The following is a 16,939-nucleotide window of genomic DNA, read 5'->3' as shown; positions in this document are numbered from 1 at the left end:
CTAATAAGTAAACGCTTTATTTGTGTGAATATTTTTTTTTTGATTAATGGCACAGAAGTTGATATCTTGCTCTCTAATTAATAATTTAAAAACAAAAACTTAAACACTCATTATGAAAAAATTTTTATTATTTGCTGCCTTTGCAGCTGTCGCTTTTATCTCGGTATCTTTTGTTAATATTGATAGTAAACCTGCAGAAGTAGAATACAAAGTTGTTACTGTTGTCGAATCTATTGTGCCAAATGGTTTAGGAAGATCTAGAATGATTTCTGCTACAGAAAAGAAAGATTATAAAGAGTTTACCTCTGTAAGATCTGGAGATAAAGGTAAAGACAAAAAAAATAAATCTAAAAGAGGGGAAATTCGTGTAAAAGATTACGAAGAAACTAAATTATTAAACTTCTATAACTTAGGTGGTATTCGTTTTCAAAACATTGCTGCTAATGATGCTGTAATGACTTCTAAAATAAACACAATGATTGCTGAAGGATGGGAACTAGCCTTTGTTAACACTGCTGTAGAAAGCGAAGGTGGAAAAGGAGACGGTAAAGGTATTTTTATTACTAGATATATGTTTAAAAGAACAAACTAATAGTTCTTTTTAACACATAATTAAAGGCGAAAACATGTAACATTGTGTTTTCGCCTTTTTTTATAAAACTATCCGTTTTATAACATAACACCTAAAAACATAGATACTTTATGGAGAGAACCTAAAACAAGTTCTGGTTAACGGTAGACTATATTATTGATTACGGATATTAAATATTTTATAAAAAACAAAAATCCTTACTAATTATAAGGAAAATCCTTAGCGATATTAAATTAAAAAAAGAATATATTCACGGCTTTACAAATCGCTGTACGTTAATAATTTAGTGGATAAGTAATTAGTTTAACCGACCTAATGCAACTAAATATCAAGTAATTTATTGTTTAATATTCAACCTAAACAATTTATTATTTTATGAAAAATTTATTTATTGCATTTTTAATGCTAACACTGGTTTCTATTACATTTACTTCTTGCACTACAGAACCAGTAACCGAAGATGAAAATATTACCGCTATTATCGACCCTGAAAAAGAATGTCCGCCAAACGATAGAAACTGTAACGGTATTCCTGACGACGAAGAATAGTTTATATTTAACAATTGTAGTCTTAATAGGGAGTTTATCTCCTTTTATGCATATGTACTATTAGGTTTAATGATAATAGCACTTATAGTGAACGTTTTTATTAAAAAACAGCTATATTAAAATTAATATTTATTACATCTTCTTGTAATACAAAAGAGGCAGTCTTTTTAAGACAGCCTCTTTTTAAAATTATAAACCTGTATATAATAGTTAGGTTTTTGTTTTTATCCTTTTATTATTTTTTCTTGATGGTTAATAGATTCTTGGTGAATGGCTTTAAACATTTTAAGTATAAATTCTTCGCTTAGCCCTTTTTGTTCACCTTCTAGAACCATTTTTCCTAAAATCTCATTCCAACGTTTGCTTTGTAAAACAGCTACATTACGTTTCTTTTTAAGAGCCCCAATACCATCGGCTATTTTCATTCGTTTACCAATTAAATCTATTATTTGGTTATCTACAACGTCTATTTGCGCTCTTAAATTTCCTAATTCATTATTATATTCTGTTTCAGGATCGCTTACTTTTCTAATTCGTAAATCCTTCATCATTTGTATTAATGTTTTTGGGGTTACTTGTTGTGCGGCATCACTCCATGCATTATCTGGATCGGTATGTGTTTCTATCATTAATCCATCAAAATTTAAATCTAATGCAGTTTGTGAGACATCAAAAACCATATCTCTTTTTCCTGTTATATGAGAGGGATCGTTAATTAAAGGAATATCTGGAAATCTGTTTTTAAAATCAATAGCTAGTTGCCACTCTGGTATATTTCTATACTTTGTTTTTTCGTAGGTAGAAAACCCTCTGTGTATGGCTCCTAAGTTTTTAATTCCAGCTTTATGTAATCGTTCAATTCCTCCTAACCATAAAGCTAAATCAGGGTTTACAGGATTTTTTACTAATACAGTTTTATCGGTTCCTTTTAATGCATCTGCTAATTCTTGCATTATAAAAGGGCTTACTGTAGAGCGTGCACCAATCCATAATAAATCGACATCATTTTCTATTGCTAATTTTACGTGTGCTGCATTAGCAACTTCTGTACAGGTTTTCATTCCTGTTTCTTCCTTTACTTTTTTAAGCCAATTTAATCCTAAAGCTCCAACACCTTCAAACATTCCTGGCCTTGTTCTTGGTTTCCAAATTCCTGCTCTAAAGTAGCTTACATCTGTATCTTTTAGCTCATGTGCTATTTTTAATACTTGTTCTTCTGTTTCTGCACTGCAAGGTCCAGCGATTACTAATGGGTGATCTAGTTGTAAATCGTCTAACCAAGTTCTCATTTCTTTTTTATTTTCCATGTCTTTTATTTTTACTCTTTCGAGTTTAGCTTATTCCGTTTAGTATTTGTTTTATATAATTTGTGTCTTTCATTTCATTATAAACACCTTCAAAATCATCATTCTCCATCATGTTTTTAAATTGTGTTAGGTTAGTTATGTAATCGTCTAAGGTTTCTATAACGTTCGCTTTATTTTGTTTAAATATAGGCGCCCACATAGCTGGAGAGCTTTTAGCTAAGCGCACTGTAGATTCAAACCCACTACCAGCCATATCGAAAATATCACGTTCATTTTTTTCTTTTTCAATCACTGTTTTACCTAACATAAAGGAGCTTATATGCGATAAATGAGACATATATGCTATATGTTTATCATGCGATTTTGGATTCATGTAACGCATACGCATACCAATTTCTGTAAATAACTGTAATGCTTTTTCTTGGAGTTTAAATGCGGTTTTTTCTACTTCGCATATAATATTTGTTTTATGCTGAAACAAATTTTCTATGGCTGCTTTTGGGCCTGAAAATTCTGTTCCTGCTATAGGATGCATTGCTAAGAAATTTCTGCGTTTTTTATGGTTTTCAACCGCATTACAAATATCTAGCTTTGTAGAACCTACATCTACTACTGTTGTAAAGTCTGAAATACGATCTAAAACTTGAGGCAATAGTTTTACAGATGCATCAACGGGAATAGACAGTATTACTAAATCTGCTTTATCTAAGTCTTCTATAGTTGCTTTTTCTTCTATTATATTTAATTCTAAGGCTTGGTTTAAATGGTCTTCGCTGCTATCTATACCATAAATAATGGCTTCTGGTCGCTTTTTCTTAATATCTAAGGCTAAGCTTCCTCCTATTAGTCCTATTCCTATTATGTATATGTTTTGTATCATAGTCTTGTAATCGCTTCTTCTATTGCTTCATTTGAAGCACATAATGAAAACCTTATGTAACCTTCTCCTTGCGAACCAAAAACTGTTCCTGGTGTTACAAACAAATTGTTTTCGTGTAATAATTTATCTATAAATACTTCTGATGTTTCTCCACTTGGTAATTTTGCCCAAACAAATAACCCATTAGTATCTTCATTAAATGTACAGTTAAGCTTTGTCGCCAATTTCCATATTAACTTTCTGCGCACACTGTAAATAGCATTTAAATTTTCGAACCACGTTTTAGAGCTTTTTAAAGCTTCTATTGCTCCTTTTTGAATGCCATAAAACATTCCAGAATCCATATTGCTTTTTACTTTAAGGACTTCGTTTAGCAGTTTATTATTTCCTAACAGCATACCTACTCTCCATCCTGCCATATTAAATGTTTTACTTAAAGAATTTAACTCTAAGCAAACTTCCTTAGCGCCTTCTATGCTTAAAATGCTCAATGGATTGTTATTTAAAATAAAACTATATGGATTATCGTTTACCAACAAAATATTGTTTCGTTTTGCAAATGCTATTAAATCTGTGAATACTTTTTTACTAGCTTTTGCTCCTGTTGGCATATGCGGATAACTTAACCACATTAGTTTTACTTTACTTAAATCTTGCTGCTCTAAAGTTGTAATGTCTGGACACCAATTGTTAGCTGCTTCTAAGTTATAGTACACGGGCTCTGCTTGCATTAATTTTGTTACCGATGTGTATGTTGGGTAACCTGGGTTAGGTATTAATACTTTATCTCCTGCATTTAAAAATGCCATAGAAATATGCATAATTCCTTCCTTACTACCCATTAATGGTAATATTTCTGAAGCAGCTTTTATATTTACATTAAAATGTGCCTTATAAAAACCCGATATTGCTTCGCGTAATTCTGGTATACCTTGATAACTTTGGTACTTATGTACATTACCATCTTTAAAACTTTCTGTAATTGCTGTAATTACGGTTTCTGGCGGTTGTAGGTCTGGGCTCCCTATTCCTAAATTAATTATAGGTTTCCCATTTGCTATTAAAGCTCTTACTTCTTTTAGTTTTTTAGAGAAGTAGTATTCTTCAACACTATGTAACCTGTTTGCTACTTCTATCATTTTTTTGTGTTTTTGTATTCTCCTAAAACTTTAAATTCTGTTGCCATTATCGCCATAATAGATTTTGCTTTTTCGTAATCTTTATAATCTTCAAAAGTGACATCTATAAAAAAGGAATATTTCCAAGGTGTTTCTATTATGGGCAACGATTGTATTTTAGTTAAATTTAGTTTACAATCACTCATAACATTAAGCATTGTCGCTAGACTTCCTCTTTTATGGTCTAATTCAAACTTTAAAGAGGCTTTGTTTATTTCTGCTGGTAATAATTCTGGTTTGTTTCTTTTTACAATAACAAACCTTGTTTCGTTATGTTTTATAGTTTGAATGCTTTCGGCTAGAATATTCAATTCAAAAATCTCAGACGCTAAATAACTTGCTATTGCTGCAACACCTTTAATATTATCTTCTTTTATACGTCTTGCCACATCTGCCGTATCTATATCCTCTACTAATTTAATATGCGGATGCTTTTTAAAAAAGGTCTTACATTGTAGTAATGCCATAGGGTGAGAATGCACCTCTGTAATATCTTCTATTTTTTGGTTAGGTAGTGCCATTAAATGGTGCTGAATATCTAAATAATGTTCTCCTACTATATGTAAATTATTGTTATCTATTAATGCATAATTTGGAATGATAGATCCTGCTATGGAGTTTTCTATAGCCATTATGGCTGCTTCAGATTTTTTATCTAATAATTTAGATACTGTTAAATCAAAAGACAAACATTCATTAACCGCAACATTATCTCCAAAATAGTTTTGAGATACAATGTGATGAAAAGAGCCTTTTACGCCTTGTATTGAAACTGAGTTAACCATATTTTATTTTTTTATACTGTCTTTATAAAAGTCTATAAACAAAAAAAGTCTCGATATATATCGAGACTTTTTTTGTTTATAGTAATATTTAAATTACACACATAGCGTCTCGTTCCTTTTGTTAAAAAAGAAATAAAACCAGCTAAAATATGTGTTTAAATTATTGTTCATTATTTATTATCTGCAAAACAGATATTTATTTTATGCTGCTAAAGTAATTAATAAATTAACAAATCAAAATACTAAAGCTTTATTTTTAGTGTTTTACTATAAAATTTAAAGATTTGTAAACATACTAGTCTTTAAATTACAGAATGTTTACTTTTGAATAAAGTTTTTAATATGTCTATAAAAGTTGAAAATATAACTAAGGTTTATGGAGAACAAAAAGCCTTAAACAATATCTCTTTTGAAGTTAAAAAACCTGAGATTGTTGGTTTTCTTGGCCCAAATGGTGCAGGAAAATCTACAATGATGAAAATATTAACCACTTTTATAAGTCCAACCGAAGGACATGCTATAGTTAATGGGCATTCTATTTCTACACAACCTAAACAAGTACAACTAAGTGTTGGGTATTTACCAGAGCACAACCCAATGTACTTAGAGCTTTATGTTAGAGAATATTTAGCTTTTAATGCCGATGTTTATAAAGTTAGTAAAGCTAGAGTTGAAGAGGTAATAGAATTGACAGGACTCACACCAGAAGCTCACAAACAAATTTCTCAACTTTCTAAAGGCTATAGGCAGCGTGTTGGTTTAGCTAATGCTTTATTGCATAACCCAGATGTTTTAATTTTAGATGAACCTACCACTGGACTAGACCCTAACCAATTAGTAGATATAAGAAACCTTATACAAACTATTGGTAAAGAAAAAACCGTGTTTTTATCTACACACATTATGCAAGAGGTAGAAGCTATGTGTGACCGCGTGATTATTATTAATAAAGGCGAAATTGTTGCCAATAAAAAATTATCAGAATTACGAGATGGACAAGAACAAGTTGTTGTTGTTGAGTTTGACTATCGTGTTGAAGATGCCTTTTTATTAAAATTACCTCATGTAAAAAAGGTTACTAATACTTTCGATTTTATATACGAAATTACGTTTTCTACAACAAAAGATATGCGTTCTCGCGTTTTTGATTTTGCTCATGATAATGAGTTAAAAATTCTTCAGTTAAACCAAAAGAATGCTAGTTTAGAAAGTATGTTTAGAGATTTAACGTCTTAGTTTTAATGATAGAAAGTATTGTTGAGTTTATTGTTGAAGTTCTTATTGAATCTATAGTTTATAGTTTTCCTAAGTATTTAGGTGCTTGCCTAAAATGGGTACTATATCTCGGTAAAAAGAGTTTTAAAGATATACTAGATGAATCTTGGAACCGTAGAATAGGAGCATCAATTATATTACTAATTGTAAGTGCTCTAATTTTTATAGTTTATTAATAAAATGAAACGCTTTTCTCTTTTATTAGCAATTGTATCTATACCTTTTTTTATAGTTATACTTATTAATGAAACAAGAGAAACGCCTAGTAATTCTATAAACAGAGAATACTGCACTAGAGCATGCCATAATAAAGGTTGTATTCATTTTAATGAACTGTTAAAAAATGATAATCAATCTTCTTTTGCAACTAGACATTTTGATATTTACAAAAAGAATATTGCATGGCTAAAGCAAAATCCTTTTAAGTTTAGTTATGCACAAATGAACTTATTACTATATGTTATTATATTTCCTATAGTTTCTATTTTTCTTTTATGGCGATTAACTAAAAGACTACCTAAATCTAAATCATGACAAAAATTGTAAAAGATATATACTGGTACTTTACAGATTTCTGTATTAACGCCGCCAACCTTTTAGGTATTACTTATGTGGAATTTAATTTTTGGTTGTTTATAATACTCTTTCCTTCAATTATAATATTACTAATACTTTTAAATATTTTTAAAACACAGATTTTAAAGTTATTCAAAAATAACACGCCCATTAAATAATTCTGAAATATCTACTGTAGGAGGTGTATTAGTTACAATTACATTTCCTGTACTTACTAATTTTGCATCTAAGGCTACTTGAGGTGTAACTATAATATCGTTCGTTCCTCTATGAAAAATTGAAACATTATCTGCCAGTAAGTTTCTACCTTCAAATCGTCCATCACCTGATGCATGAGAAATTCTTAAATTGGTAGTATTACCGCTAACGTAGGTTGTTGTTAAATTATTAATCGTTACTCTTAAATTAACGGTATTAACTTCAACATTAAAAATACCTACATTATGGAAATCCCCAGAATCATCTTCAGATATTAAATGTAAGCTTTCATAGTTTAAAACCCCATTACTTCTTACTGTAAACTGACTACTATTTCTAACTTTAGTTAAGTTGGGCGCAGTAACAAATATTTTTGTTATACCATAGTCTCTAGTAAAATTACAGCCATTATTATCTTTTAATAACAATTTTCCATTTTCTACTTTAATATCAATATCGCTCATTAAAAACTCTCCCGTTTCAACGGTTACATTTTGCGTAGCTCCTTCTGTAACAATCAACTCAATATTTTCAAAAACTATAATCTCTGTAAAATCGGTTACATTAAATTCTTTTTGAATAATATCTCCTGCATTTTGAAAACAATCTGGAGCATTTTCGCTATTACAACTTACTAATAGTAATATTGTTAATGTGTATAATATTTTTCTCATAGTTTATAGTCTTACTCCTATTCCAAATTCTACTGCTTCTGCTTTTGCTGCATGCGATTTTAAGGTTAACGCTCCAAAAAACTTACTTCCAAAATAACGTTTTAGTCCTATTCTACTATACATTCTTCCTTCGAAATCGAATGGGTAATACACATAGTATCCTAATTGGGTAATTAAAGAGGTTTTGCTTATAAATAATTCGTGACCAGCAAAAACGCCTACTCGTTTATAATCTTCATCGCCACTAACATTATCTAACGGAAAGGCTACAGCATTATAACGAATATGTGTTTTTAGAAAATTTGAAAAGAACACATCTGTTCCTAATTGTATTGCGGATTTTCTATTTAAACGCTTATCTGCATAGGCCGAAAAAATATAGAAGGCATACTGTCCAGAGTTAATTACATCACTTTCATTTACTCCAGATCTAAAGGCTAAATTGTATTTTATTTTTTCTGTAAACTTTTTATCTTCTGTTGAAGCTATATACTCTGGTTTGTTATCTACATCTAACACATAGTTAGTTCCTATATTAAAGGTTAAACTATTTATAGAGCTATTTGGCGCTTTTACATTAGCATTAGAATAATGTATAAGTGAGATTCCTGCTTGTAATCCAAATCCTTTAAATATATTTTCTTTTTTATAGTTAAGCATCACATAAGTAGAGCTTAACAAATGGGTACCAAAAGCAGTGTTTCTAAAGTTTGTTTCTTTATCGTATGGGTTAGTATTATAGGCTATCCCTTGCCCAATACGAAACATTAAATTACGTTTAAAAAAATAGAAGTTATAATGCGCATAGACTCCAAAATTATCACCTAAAAACTCATTTTTTAAATCTTGATAAATAAAAGATGCTCCATAATCTGGATAATTGTAACGGCTTTCCCAAGCTTCTTTTCCAAATGTTTTTTGGTTATAACTTAATATCACTCCGGTTGGATGCCCTGTTATTAAGTGAGCAATATCTGAGTTATGTTCTGTAATATTTCCGTAGAAAAAATTAACATCTAACCCAAACGGATTCTTATCGTCTTGTGCATTTAAGAATAAACAGCATAACAAGAGAATACAGCTTAAAAAGTATTTCATTAATCAATTTAATTAGGCTGCAAATGTAAACTAAAATATATTGAGTTAGAAAATTTTAAGTTTTTCAATCAAACAGCGGAGACGACAAATAACGATCTCCTCTATCGCAAATAATAGCTACAACGACACCTCTATTAATAGTTTCTATGAGTTTAAGTGCTGTAGCTACTGCCCCTCCACTGCTCATACCTGCAAATATGCCTTCTTCTTTAGCCAAGCGTTGCGTCATTAATGTAGCTTCGGTTGCATTAACCTCAATAATACGGTCTACTTTTTCTCTATTAAAAATACTTGGCACATAATCTGGCGACCATTTTCTTATGCCTGGTATTTTAGAACCATCTTCTGGTTGTGCTCCTATAATTTGAATATTTTTGTTTTGTTCTTTTAAAAAAGTTGAGGTCCCCATTATGGTTCCTGTGGTTCCCATTGCAGATACAAAATGGGTAATTTCTCCATTAGTATCTTTCCATATTTCTGGGCCTGTTGTTTTATAATGTGCTTTCCAATTATCGTTATTTTCAAATTGATTTAATAGCACATAGCCTTTGTCATCTCTCATTTTAAATGCAACATCTCTTGCTCCTTCTATTCCTTTATTTATAGAGGTTAAAATAACTTCTGCTCCATAAGCTCGCATTGTTTTTACACGCTCTTGGGTTGCATTTTCTGGCATTATTAATGAAATATTTAAACCAAATAATCGTGCTACATATGCTAATGCAATTCCTGTATTTCCGCTTGTGGCTTCAACTAAATGCCCTCCTTTTTTTATGATTCCTCTATTTACAGCTTGAGCAATCATATTATAGGCTGGCCTATCTTTAACACTTCCGCCTGGGTTATTACCTTCTAACTTTAAATACAATTTAACGTTTGGTTTGGTTACCAAATGTGCTGCTTCTACTAACGGTGTATTCCCAATTTGTTTTAAAATGCTCATGTTTTTATGTGTTAGTAATTTTTATATCCGATTTATAAGTTACTATTGAGTTTTTGGGAATAGATTTAGTAATCCAGACATTGGCTCCTATGATACTATTTTCACCTATTACTACAGTTCCTCCCAAAATAGTCGCATTGGCATAAATAGTAACATTATTATTTATTGTTGGATGCCTTTTAGTATTACTTAGTGTTTTTTCTACTTTAATGCCTCCAAGTGTAACGCCTTGGTATATGGTAACATTGTTTTTAATTATTGCTGTTTCTCCTATAACTACGCCAGTTGCATGATCTATAAAAAAAGAATCTCCTATAGTTGCGCCTGGATGGATATCTGTTCCTGTAACACCATGTGTATATTCACTTATCATTCTTGGTAAAATAGGAATATTTAATTGCCATAATATATTGCTTATACGGTACATTGTTATTGCATAAAACCCTGGGTATGCTAAATAGACTTCTTTAATGCTTTTTGCTGCTGGGTCGTTTTTATATGCTGCTTCGGCATCTAACTCCAACTTTGGCCTTAACTGTTTAAGTGCTTCTACAAATTGTTGCCATTTACTATTACAAATACCACAGCTTAATGTTTGCGAAACATAAAAAAAAGTTGTTTTTATGGCGGGTATTAATTGCTCTTGTTCTTTTGGAGATTCTAGAGTATAATAAAACAACTCCTTAGCTAATTCTTCTACTTGCTCTTTAAATCTAAATGGAATACTTATGGTTTCTATAGCCATGAGATACGCTCTATGTTATACTTCGGGTGCTAATTCTATTTCTAATTCATGTAATGCTTCAGTAATAGGAAGTTGACAACTTAATCGACTATTATTTTGCACGTTAAATGCTTCTGCTAACATAGCATCTTCTTCGTCTTCCATTATATTAAGTTTATGGTTAGATGTTACATAACATTGGCAGGATGCGCACATGGCCATACCGCCACAGACACCAATTGTTCCTTCTGGCTCTATCTCGTATGACTTTACAATCTCCATAACATTCATAGCCATATCTGTAGGTGCTATAACGGTATGTTTTTCTCCTTTTCGGTCTGTTATATATAATGTAACGTCTTGCATTATACTATAGCTTTTACTACCGCTTTTGGTGATTCTTTACGCGTTCCATCAAACCCATTTATCCCACTTACTGTTGTGTATTTTAAAACAAACTTTTTACCTGGGTTTAATAGTTTATAAGCCGATTGGCACATTAACGTTGCCTCATGAAACCCACAAAGAATTAATTTTAATTTCCCTTCATACGTATTAACGTCTCCTATAGCATATATGCCTGGAATATTAGTTTGATAGTCTAATGTGTCTACTTTAATTGCGTTTTTCTCTATTTCTAATCCCCAATTACTTATCGGGCCTAGTTTTGGTGACAGCCCGAAAAGAGGAATAAAATAATCTGCTTCTATATCTATTTGTTTTCCTTCTTTAATTACTGAAACGCCTTCTAGGTAATTTTCTCCTTTTAAGGTAGTAACTTCTGCTGGTGTTATTAAATTAATTTTATTTAACAACTTTAATTCTTGTACTTTTTCTACAGAATCTAATGCCCCTCTAAATTCATTTCTTCTATGTACTAAAGTCACCTTTGAAGCGATGTCTGCTAGAAAGATACTCCAGTCTAAAGCAGAGTCTCCTCCACCTGCTATAACTACTTTTTTATTACGGTATACTTCTGGGTCTTTAATAAAGTATGCTACGCCTTTATCTTCGTATTTCTCTATTCCTTCTATTTGCGGTTTTCTGGGTTCAAAACTTCCTAAGCCACCCGCAATAGCAACTATAGGCGCATGGTGTTGTGTGCCTTTATTTGTGGTTACTATAAAGCTACCGTCTTCTTGTTTTTCTATTGTTTCGGCGCGTTCACCTAAAGTAAATCCAGGTTGAAATTGCTTTCCTTGTTCTAATAAGTTAGCTGTTAAATCTCCAGCCAATATTTCTGGAAATCCTGGAATATCGTAAATAGGTTTTTTAGGATATAATTCTGAACATTGTCCTCCTGCTTGCGGTAAGGCATCAATTAAATGGCATTTTAATTTTAACAAACCTGCTTCAAATACAGTAAATAGCCCTGTTGGTCCTGCTCCAATTATTAGTATATCTGTTTTAATCATGTTTTATATTTTTTCTACTAATCCTTTAGTAAATTCATTTAAAGTTTCTACTTTTTGTTCAAAATCTCCTTTTATTGTTTTTCTATAGCGATTAAGGTTTTTAACTAAGTCATCTATATTTTCTGGCATCACGTCTTCAAAAAACTGCCGTAAGCGTTTGGCTGTAGTAGGCGATTTGCCATTTGTAGAAATAGCAACTTTTACATTCCCTTTGGTTACAATACCTCCCATATAAAAATCGCAATATGGCGGATTGTCTGCCACGTTAACTAATTTATCTTCTGCTCTGCAATCTGTATATACGGCTCTATTAATTTCAGGATTATCTGTTGTTGCTATTATAATATGCTTTCCTTGCAAATATTTTTTATTATAAGTATCTACAATTCGTTTTACATTGCCTGTGTTTGCTATTTCTATAGTTGTGTTTCTATACATTGGTGCAACCATAGTTATATTAGCATCGGGGCTAGACTTTAATAAAAACATCAGTTTTTCTTCGGCAACAAAACCTCCTCCAACTATTAAAACTTCTAAGTTTTTAAGTTTAAAAAAAAGAGGATATAAATTATTTCTTTCTTTTGTTTCCATTATACTAGAATTGGTTTTTTATTAGCGTCTTGTACTACTTTAGTTAATTCAACACGTTCTTTTACTACTTCTCCTATAATAATGATTGCTGGAGAGGATAGTTGCTGCTTTTTTACTATAGCTTCTATAGTGTTTATTTTACCTATTCCTATTTTTTCTTGTGGTGTTGTCCCATTTTGAATGATAGCTATGGCCTCGTTTTCTCTTCCTTCTGAAGTAAAAATCTTTACAATTTCAGATAGTTTCCCCATTCCCATTAATATTACAATGGTTGCTGTAGATTTTGCTGCAATGGCAATATCACCTGAAATTTTATGTGATTTTGTTGTGCCTGTTATAACCCAAAAACTTTCTGATGCGTTTCGTTTTGTTAAAGGAATACCTTGGTAGGCTGGCACTGCTGCCGATGATGAAATACCCGGAACTACATAGATTTCTATACCAAATGATTTTGCGTAATCTATCTCTTCTGCCCCGCGACCAAATATAAAGGGATCTCCTCCTTTTAATCTAACAACATGCCCTTTTGTTAATGCACGTTGTACAATTAATTCATTTATTTGTTCTTGATGGTATGCGTAACACCCTTTTCGTTTACCAACAAAAATAAGCTCTGAATTTGCTGATGCATATTCTAACAATTTGCTATTTACCAGTGCATCATACAAAATAACATTAGCGTCTTGGATTGCTTTAATAGCTTTTAGAGTTATTAACTCGGGGTCTCCTGGCCCAGCACCAACAACTGTTAATCTTGAATTTTTCATACTTTTTTTCATTGAAAATTATGCTGTAGCAATATCTTTTTCTCTAAATATTTTTACTGTTTTCAAAAATGTTTCTGCACTTTCTATATAACTCAAGGCAAAATCTTTAGTTGGTGGAAATGCTTTTATTTGATAAACTAAATCTGAAAAAGAAACGCCTAGTTTTACCTTATTAGTGCTTACATATAATTCATCAAATTGACTAATAATATTAGCCTGCGTATTTGTTTTTATGTTTTCTGATAGTAGTATTGCTTTTGCAGAGTTTACCATTGAGCGGTAGGCTTCGTATATTGCTCCAGAATACACTTTGTTTGTATAGGCTATTTTTGCTTCTTCTATTTTTTCTTCGCTTTCTAAAAACAAGGTTGCTATTAAATCTATTACTACTCCTGCACATTCACCTATACCAATAGCTTTTATGTAGTTTTCTTCTGTTCCCCAATCAATAAAATCTTCTGGAGTAAGGTTATCTGTATTTGTTAAATCCTTTAATAGTTCGTAGAAGTATTTTTCTCCTTGTGTTTTATAGTAATCTACAAACAGTTTTTTGTTACTATTCGCCTCAAAATCATTAAGTACTCGCCTAAGTGCTTCTGGGCCTCTTCTACTCGGTATTTTTACAACTTTATCTGCAAAATTAGCTTTACCATCTCCTAAATTTCCTCCGCCTAAAAGGACCTGTAGCGCCGGAGCTACTAATTTGTTTTTGGTACGAATGGACATGCCTTGAAAACCAATATTTGCCATATTATGTTGCCCACAGGCATTCATACAACCACTAATTTTTATTACTAGATCTTTATTTTCTATATATTGTGGGTATTCGGTTTTTATTACCCGCTCTAATTCTTCGGCTATTCCTGTACTACTTGCAATACCTAAATTACATGTATCTGTACCTGGACAAGCTGTTATATCTACTGCTTTATTATAACCTAATTCTGTAAATCCTAATTTATTTAATTCTGTATAGAAAAAAGGTAATAAATCTTCTTTTACAAAAGGGATTAAAATATTCTGTCTTAAACTTAACCGTATCTCTCCTGCTGCATATTGCTCTACTAAATCGGCTAATAATCGTGCTTTGTCTGTATAAAAATCTCCAAGTAAGACTTTAATACCTATTGCAAAATAGCCTTCTTGCTTTTGAGGAATGACATTTGTTGACTTCCATATATTGAATGCATTAACATCTTGTATTTCTACTATTGGTGTTTCTACATCAACAGGTTTCGAAGTTTTATAATTGGATTCATTAATTGCTATTGTCTTAAATTCTATAGCATTTTGCTCTTCTTCTATTAGTGATTTAAAAGCCTCTAAACCAATATCTTTTAACAAAAACTTTAATCGTGCTTTTACTCTACTTTTACGTTCCCCATACCTATCAAAAACTCTTAGCACTCCTTCCATTAAAGGAATAATTTTATCTGAAGCTAAAAAACGATATAGCGTGTCTGCATGCCTTGGTTGAGAGCCCAAGCCACCACCTAACATAACTTTAAATCCTTTTACTCCATTTTCTATTTTTGCTATAAATCCTAAATCGTGCATGTAGGACAAACCTGTATCTTCTTCTGTGGCCGAAAAAGACACTTTAAATTTTCGTCCCATCTCTTGACAAACCGGATGTCTTAAAAAGAAGGAAAAAACAGCTTCTGCATATGGTGAAACATCAAAAGGTTCCTTTACATCTATTCCTGCTGTTTCACTTGCCGTTACATTTCTTACTGTGTTACCACAGGCTTCTCTTAATGTTACATTATCTCGTTCTAATTCTGCCCATAATTCTGGTGTGCGATTTAAATCGACATAATGGATTTGTATATCTTGTCGAGTTGTAATATGCAGTCTACTACGAGAATACTCATCGGAAACCTCAGCTATTCTTCGTAACTGATGACTAAGTACTTTTCCGTACGGTAGTTTTATACGAATCATTTGTACTCCATGTTGGCGTTGTCCATAAACGCCTCTTGCTAAACGTAGACTTCTAAACTTTTCTTCGTCAATTTTTCCGTTTTGAAATAGCTCTATTTTATTGGCTAAATCTATGATATCCTTTTCTACTACAGGGTTTTCAATTTCTGTTCTAAAGCTTTGCATTATTTTGTTATTGAATAAACCCAGCTCCAACGGTGTTATTGGACTGCGAATCGATTAGTATAAATGAGCCATTTGTTCTATGTTCTTTAAAAGCGTCATAATAAACAGGTTTATTAAGCTTAAAAGATACTGTTGCTATATCATTCATTTGTAAAGCATTGACATCTTCTTCTATTCCAGAATAATCTGGATTTATTTTGTGGTGTATAGTATCTACTTTTGCCAAGACTTTATTAACACCGTGTTGTAGCACGTATTTTTCGCCTAATGTTAAGTTCTTAGAATCCATCCAAGATACTGTTGCTGTGAATTGTCTTTTTATTGTTGGCAAATCGTTTACCTTTACAATCATGTCTCCTCTACTAATATTTACATCATCTTGAAGTGTAATTAATACTGAAGAGCGTCTGGCTGCTGTTTCTACTTTTTTATCATAAAAGTGAATGTCTTTTATTTTAGATTTTGTTTGAGATGGTAATACAACTATGTCATCTCCTACGCTTAATTCGCCTCCATATACTTTTCCTGCATAGCCTCTAAAATCGTGGAATGCTGATGTTTTTGGTCGTATTACATATTGTACAGGAAATCTTGGGGTTCCTGTATTATATATGTCTTCGTTATTTATATTTTCTAAATACTCTAATAATGTATTACCAGAATACCATGGTGTGTTTTCAGATTTATTAACAACATTATCTCCTTTTAAAGCACTTACTGGAACAAACGTTATGTTTTGTTCTTTATAGTCTCTTTTACTCATTAATGCTTCAAAATCGGATTTTATAGCATTATATTTTTCTTCGGAGAAATCAACTAAATCCATTTTATTTATAGCTACTATAACTGTTTTTATTCTTAACAGATTATTTATAAAAAAATGGCGATTGGTTTGTTCTATTACTCCTTTTCTTGCATCTATTAATACTATTGCTGCTTGAGAGGTTGATGCTCCTGTAACCATATTTCTAGTATATTCTACATGGCCAGGGGTATCTGCAATAATGTAACTTTTATTGGTTGTAGAAAAGTAAATATGTGCTACATCTATTGTAATGCCTTGTTCTCTTTCTGCTACCAATCCATCTGTCGCTAAAGAAAAATCTAGATAGTCGTACCCTAGTTGTTTGCTCTTTTTTTCTATGGCTTCTAACTTATCTGTTGTTAATGATTTTGTATCATAAAGCAAGCGTCCAATTAAAGTGCTTTTACCATCATCTACGCTTCCTGCTGTTGCTATTTTTAAAACTTCCATTATATGTTTTTTGCCCATTAGCT

Annotated in this window: 19 protein-coding genes; 5 read left to right on the top strand and 14 right to left on the bottom strand. The window is 31.6% G+C overall.

Annotated features, from left to right (window positions below; genetic code table 11):
* Positions 1-112: 112 nt before the first annotated feature.
* Positions 113-592 carry a hypothetical protein gene (locus ACVC08_RS10750; RefSeq protein ID WP_452602035.1) on the top strand — a complete coding sequence of 160 codons (480 nt, stop codon included), beginning with the start codon at positions 113-115 and terminating at the stop codon, positions 590-592.
* A 375-nt stretch (positions 593-967) separates the two neighbouring features.
* Positions 968-1,141 (top strand): hypothetical protein, encoded by a 174-nt coding sequence (locus ACVC08_RS10745; RefSeq protein ID WP_452602034.1) that lies wholly within the window; start codon positions 968-970, stop codon positions 1,139-1,141.
* A 224-nt stretch (positions 1,142-1,365) separates the two neighbouring features.
* Here the strand turns inward: ACVC08_RS10745 and ACVC08_RS10740 are convergent, their stop codons facing one another.
* From ACVC08_RS10740 to ACVC08_RS10725, 4 genes are read right to left on the bottom strand one after another with little or no spacing between them, the layout of a single operon-like run.
* Positions 1,366-2,448, bottom strand: a complete 1,083-nt coding sequence (locus ACVC08_RS10740) for a chorismate mutase (protein WP_452600369.1) — start codon at positions 2,446-2,448, stop codon at positions 1,366-1,368.
* Positions 2,449-2,473: 25 nt separating this feature from the next.
* Entirely contained in the window at positions 2,474-3,325 is an 852-nt protein-coding gene (locus tag ACVC08_RS10735; protein WP_452600388.1) for a prephenate dehydrogenase, read from the bottom strand.
* Positions 3,325-4,467 (bottom strand): pyridoxal phosphate-dependent aminotransferase, encoded by a 1,143-nt coding sequence (locus tag ACVC08_RS10730; RefSeq protein ID WP_452602033.1) that lies wholly within the window; start codon positions 4,465-4,467, stop codon positions 3,325-3,327. The genes ACVC08_RS10735 and ACVC08_RS10730 overlap by 1 nt, the downstream gene beginning before the upstream one ends.
* On the bottom strand, positions 4,464-5,291 hold the full coding sequence (locus ACVC08_RS10725; protein WP_452602032.1) for a prephenate dehydratase: 828 nt from the start codon (positions 5,289-5,291) through the stop codon (positions 4,464-4,466). Before ACVC08_RS10725 ends, ACVC08_RS10730 begins: the two co-directional genes overlap by 4 nt.
* A gap of 342 nt (positions 5,292-5,633) precedes the next feature.
* Here ACVC08_RS10725 and gldA point away from each other — a divergent pair, with 342 nt between their 5' ends.
* From gldA to ACVC08_RS10710, 3 genes are read left to right on the top strand one after another with little or no spacing between them, the layout of a single operon-like run.
* Entirely contained in the window at positions 5,634-6,527 is an 894-nt protein-coding gene (gldA, locus tag ACVC08_RS10720) for a gliding motility-associated ABC transporter ATP-binding subunit GldA (protein ID WP_452602031.1), read from the top strand.
* A gap of 5 nt (positions 6,528-6,532) precedes the next feature.
* Positions 6,533-6,742 (top strand): hypothetical protein, encoded by a 210-nt coding sequence (locus ACVC08_RS10715; protein ID WP_452600365.1) that lies wholly within the window; start codon positions 6,533-6,535, stop codon positions 6,740-6,742.
* Between the two features lie 4 nt (positions 6,743-6,746).
* Positions 6,747-7,100, top strand: coding sequence for a hypothetical protein (locus ACVC08_RS10710; protein WP_452602030.1), 354 nt, complete (start codon positions 6,747-6,749; stop codon positions 7,098-7,100).
* A gap of 170 nt (positions 7,101-7,270) precedes the next feature.
* Here the strand turns inward: ACVC08_RS10710 and ACVC08_RS10705 are convergent, their stop codons facing one another.
* From ACVC08_RS10705 to ACVC08_RS10660, 10 genes are all read right to left on the bottom strand, one after another.
* Positions 7,271-8,014 (bottom strand): head GIN domain-containing protein, encoded by a 744-nt coding sequence (locus tag ACVC08_RS10705; RefSeq protein WP_452602029.1) that lies wholly within the window; start codon positions 8,012-8,014, stop codon positions 7,271-7,273.
* Between the two features lie 3 nt (positions 8,015-8,017).
* Positions 8,018-9,112, bottom strand: coding sequence for an acyloxyacyl hydrolase (locus tag ACVC08_RS10700; protein WP_452602028.1), 1,095 nt, complete (start codon positions 9,110-9,112; stop codon positions 8,018-8,020).
* A gap of 64 nt (positions 9,113-9,176) precedes the next feature.
* Positions 9,177-10,055, bottom strand: coding sequence for a cysteine synthase CysM (cysM, locus tag ACVC08_RS10695; protein WP_452602027.1), 879 nt, complete (start codon positions 10,053-10,055; stop codon positions 9,177-9,179).
* Between the two features lie 4 nt (positions 10,056-10,059).
* Positions 10,060-10,800, bottom strand: coding sequence for a serine O-acetyltransferase EpsC (gene epsC, locus ACVC08_RS10690; RefSeq protein WP_452602026.1), 741 nt, complete (start codon positions 10,798-10,800; stop codon positions 10,060-10,062).
* Positions 10,801-10,815: 15 nt separating this feature from the next.
* Positions 10,816-11,145, bottom strand: a complete 330-nt coding sequence (locus tag ACVC08_RS10685; RefSeq protein ID WP_452600359.1) for a ferredoxin — start codon at positions 11,143-11,145, stop codon at positions 10,816-10,818.
* Entirely contained in the window at positions 11,145-12,194 is a 1,050-nt protein-coding gene (locus tag ACVC08_RS10680) for an NAD(P)/FAD-dependent oxidoreductase (RefSeq protein ID WP_452602025.1), read from the bottom strand. The genes ACVC08_RS10685 and ACVC08_RS10680 overlap by 1 nt, the downstream gene beginning before the upstream one ends.
* A gap of 3 nt (positions 12,195-12,197) precedes the next feature.
* On the bottom strand, positions 12,198-12,785 hold the full coding sequence (locus ACVC08_RS10675; RefSeq protein ID WP_452602024.1) for a precorrin-2 dehydrogenase/sirohydrochlorin ferrochelatase family protein: 588 nt from the start codon (positions 12,783-12,785) through the stop codon (positions 12,198-12,200).
* Complete coding sequence (gene cobA / locus ACVC08_RS10670) at positions 12,785-13,552, bottom strand: uroporphyrinogen-III C-methyltransferase (protein WP_452602023.1); 768 nt, start codon at positions 13,550-13,552, stop codon at positions 12,785-12,787. The genes ACVC08_RS10675 and cobA overlap by 1 nt, the downstream gene beginning before the upstream one ends.
* 18 nt (positions 13,553-13,570) lie before the next feature.
* Positions 13,571-15,661: a HEPN domain-containing protein gene (locus tag ACVC08_RS10665; protein WP_452602022.1), complete on the bottom strand. Its 2,091-nt coding sequence runs from the start codon at positions 15,659-15,661 to the stop codon at positions 13,571-13,573.
* Between the two features lie 7 nt (positions 15,662-15,668).
* Complete coding sequence (locus ACVC08_RS10660) at positions 15,669-16,916, bottom strand: sulfate adenylyltransferase subunit 1 (RefSeq protein WP_452602021.1); 1,248 nt, start codon at positions 16,914-16,916, stop codon at positions 15,669-15,671.
* Positions 16,917-16,939: the final 23 nt, after the last annotated feature.

This window comes from Pontimicrobium sp. MEBiC06410 (assembly GCF_053601615.1).
This window is presented reverse-complemented; position numbering and strand designations above follow the sequence as displayed.

Coding starts and splice junctions, on each gene's coding strand:
- ACVC08_RS10745 (WP_452602034.1), top strand. CDS start 968: ATGAAAAATTTATTTATTGCATTTTTAATGCTAACACTGGTTTCTATT.
- ACVC08_RS10730 (WP_452602033.1), bottom strand. CDS start 4,467: ATGATAGAAGTAGCAAACAGGTTACATAGTGTTGAAGAATACTACTTC.
- ACVC08_RS10685 (WP_452600359.1), bottom strand. CDS start 11,145: ATGCAAGACGTTACATTATATATAACAGACCGAAAAGGAGAAAAACAT.
- ACVC08_RS10740 (WP_452600369.1), bottom strand. CDS start 2,448: ATGGAAAATAAAAAAGAAATGAGAACTTGGTTAGACGATTTACAACTA.
- ACVC08_RS10750 (WP_452602035.1), top strand. CDS start 113: ATGAAAAAATTTTTATTATTTGCTGCCTTTGCAGCTGTCGCTTTTATC.
- epsC (WP_452602026.1), bottom strand. CDS start 10,800: ATGGCTATAGAAACCATAAGTATTCCATTTAGATTTAAAGAGCAAGTA.
- ACVC08_RS10715 (WP_452600365.1), top strand. CDS start 6,533: ATGATAGAAAGTATTGTTGAGTTTATTGTTGAAGTTCTTATTGAATCT.
- ACVC08_RS10665 (WP_452602022.1), bottom strand. CDS start 15,661: ATGCAAAGCTTTAGAACAGAAATTGAAAACCCTGTAGTAGAAAAGGAT.
- ACVC08_RS10705 (WP_452602029.1), bottom strand. CDS start 8,014: ATGAGAAAAATATTATACACATTAACAATATTACTATTAGTAAGTTGT.
- ACVC08_RS10675 (WP_452602024.1), bottom strand. CDS start 12,785: ATGGAAACAAAAGAAAGAAATAATTTATATCCTCTTTTTTTTAAACTT.
- ACVC08_RS10725 (WP_452602032.1), bottom strand. CDS start 5,291: ATGGTTAACTCAGTTTCAATACAAGGCGTAAAAGGCTCTTTTCATCAC.
- ACVC08_RS10680 (WP_452602025.1), bottom strand. CDS start 12,194: ATGATTAAAACAGATATACTAATAATTGGAGCAGGACCAACAGGGCTA.
- ACVC08_RS10660 (WP_452602021.1), bottom strand. CDS start 16,916: ATGGAAGTTTTAAAAATAGCAACAGCAGGAAGCGTAGATGATGGTAAA.
- ACVC08_RS10700 (WP_452602028.1), bottom strand. CDS start 9,112: ATGAAATACTTTTTAAGCTGTATTCTCTTGTTATGCTGTTTATTCTTA.
- gldA (WP_452602031.1), top strand. CDS start 5,634: ATGTCTATAAAAGTTGAAAATATAACTAAGGTTTATGGAGAACAAAAA.
- cysM (WP_452602027.1), bottom strand. CDS start 10,055: ATGAGCATTTTAAAACAAATTGGGAATACACCGTTAGTAGAAGCAGCA.
- ACVC08_RS10710 (WP_452602030.1), top strand. CDS start 6,747: ATGAAACGCTTTTCTCTTTTATTAGCAATTGTATCTATACCTTTTTTT.
- cobA (WP_452602023.1), bottom strand. CDS start 13,552: ATGAAAAATTCAAGATTAACAGTTGTTGGTGCTGGGCCAGGAGACCCC.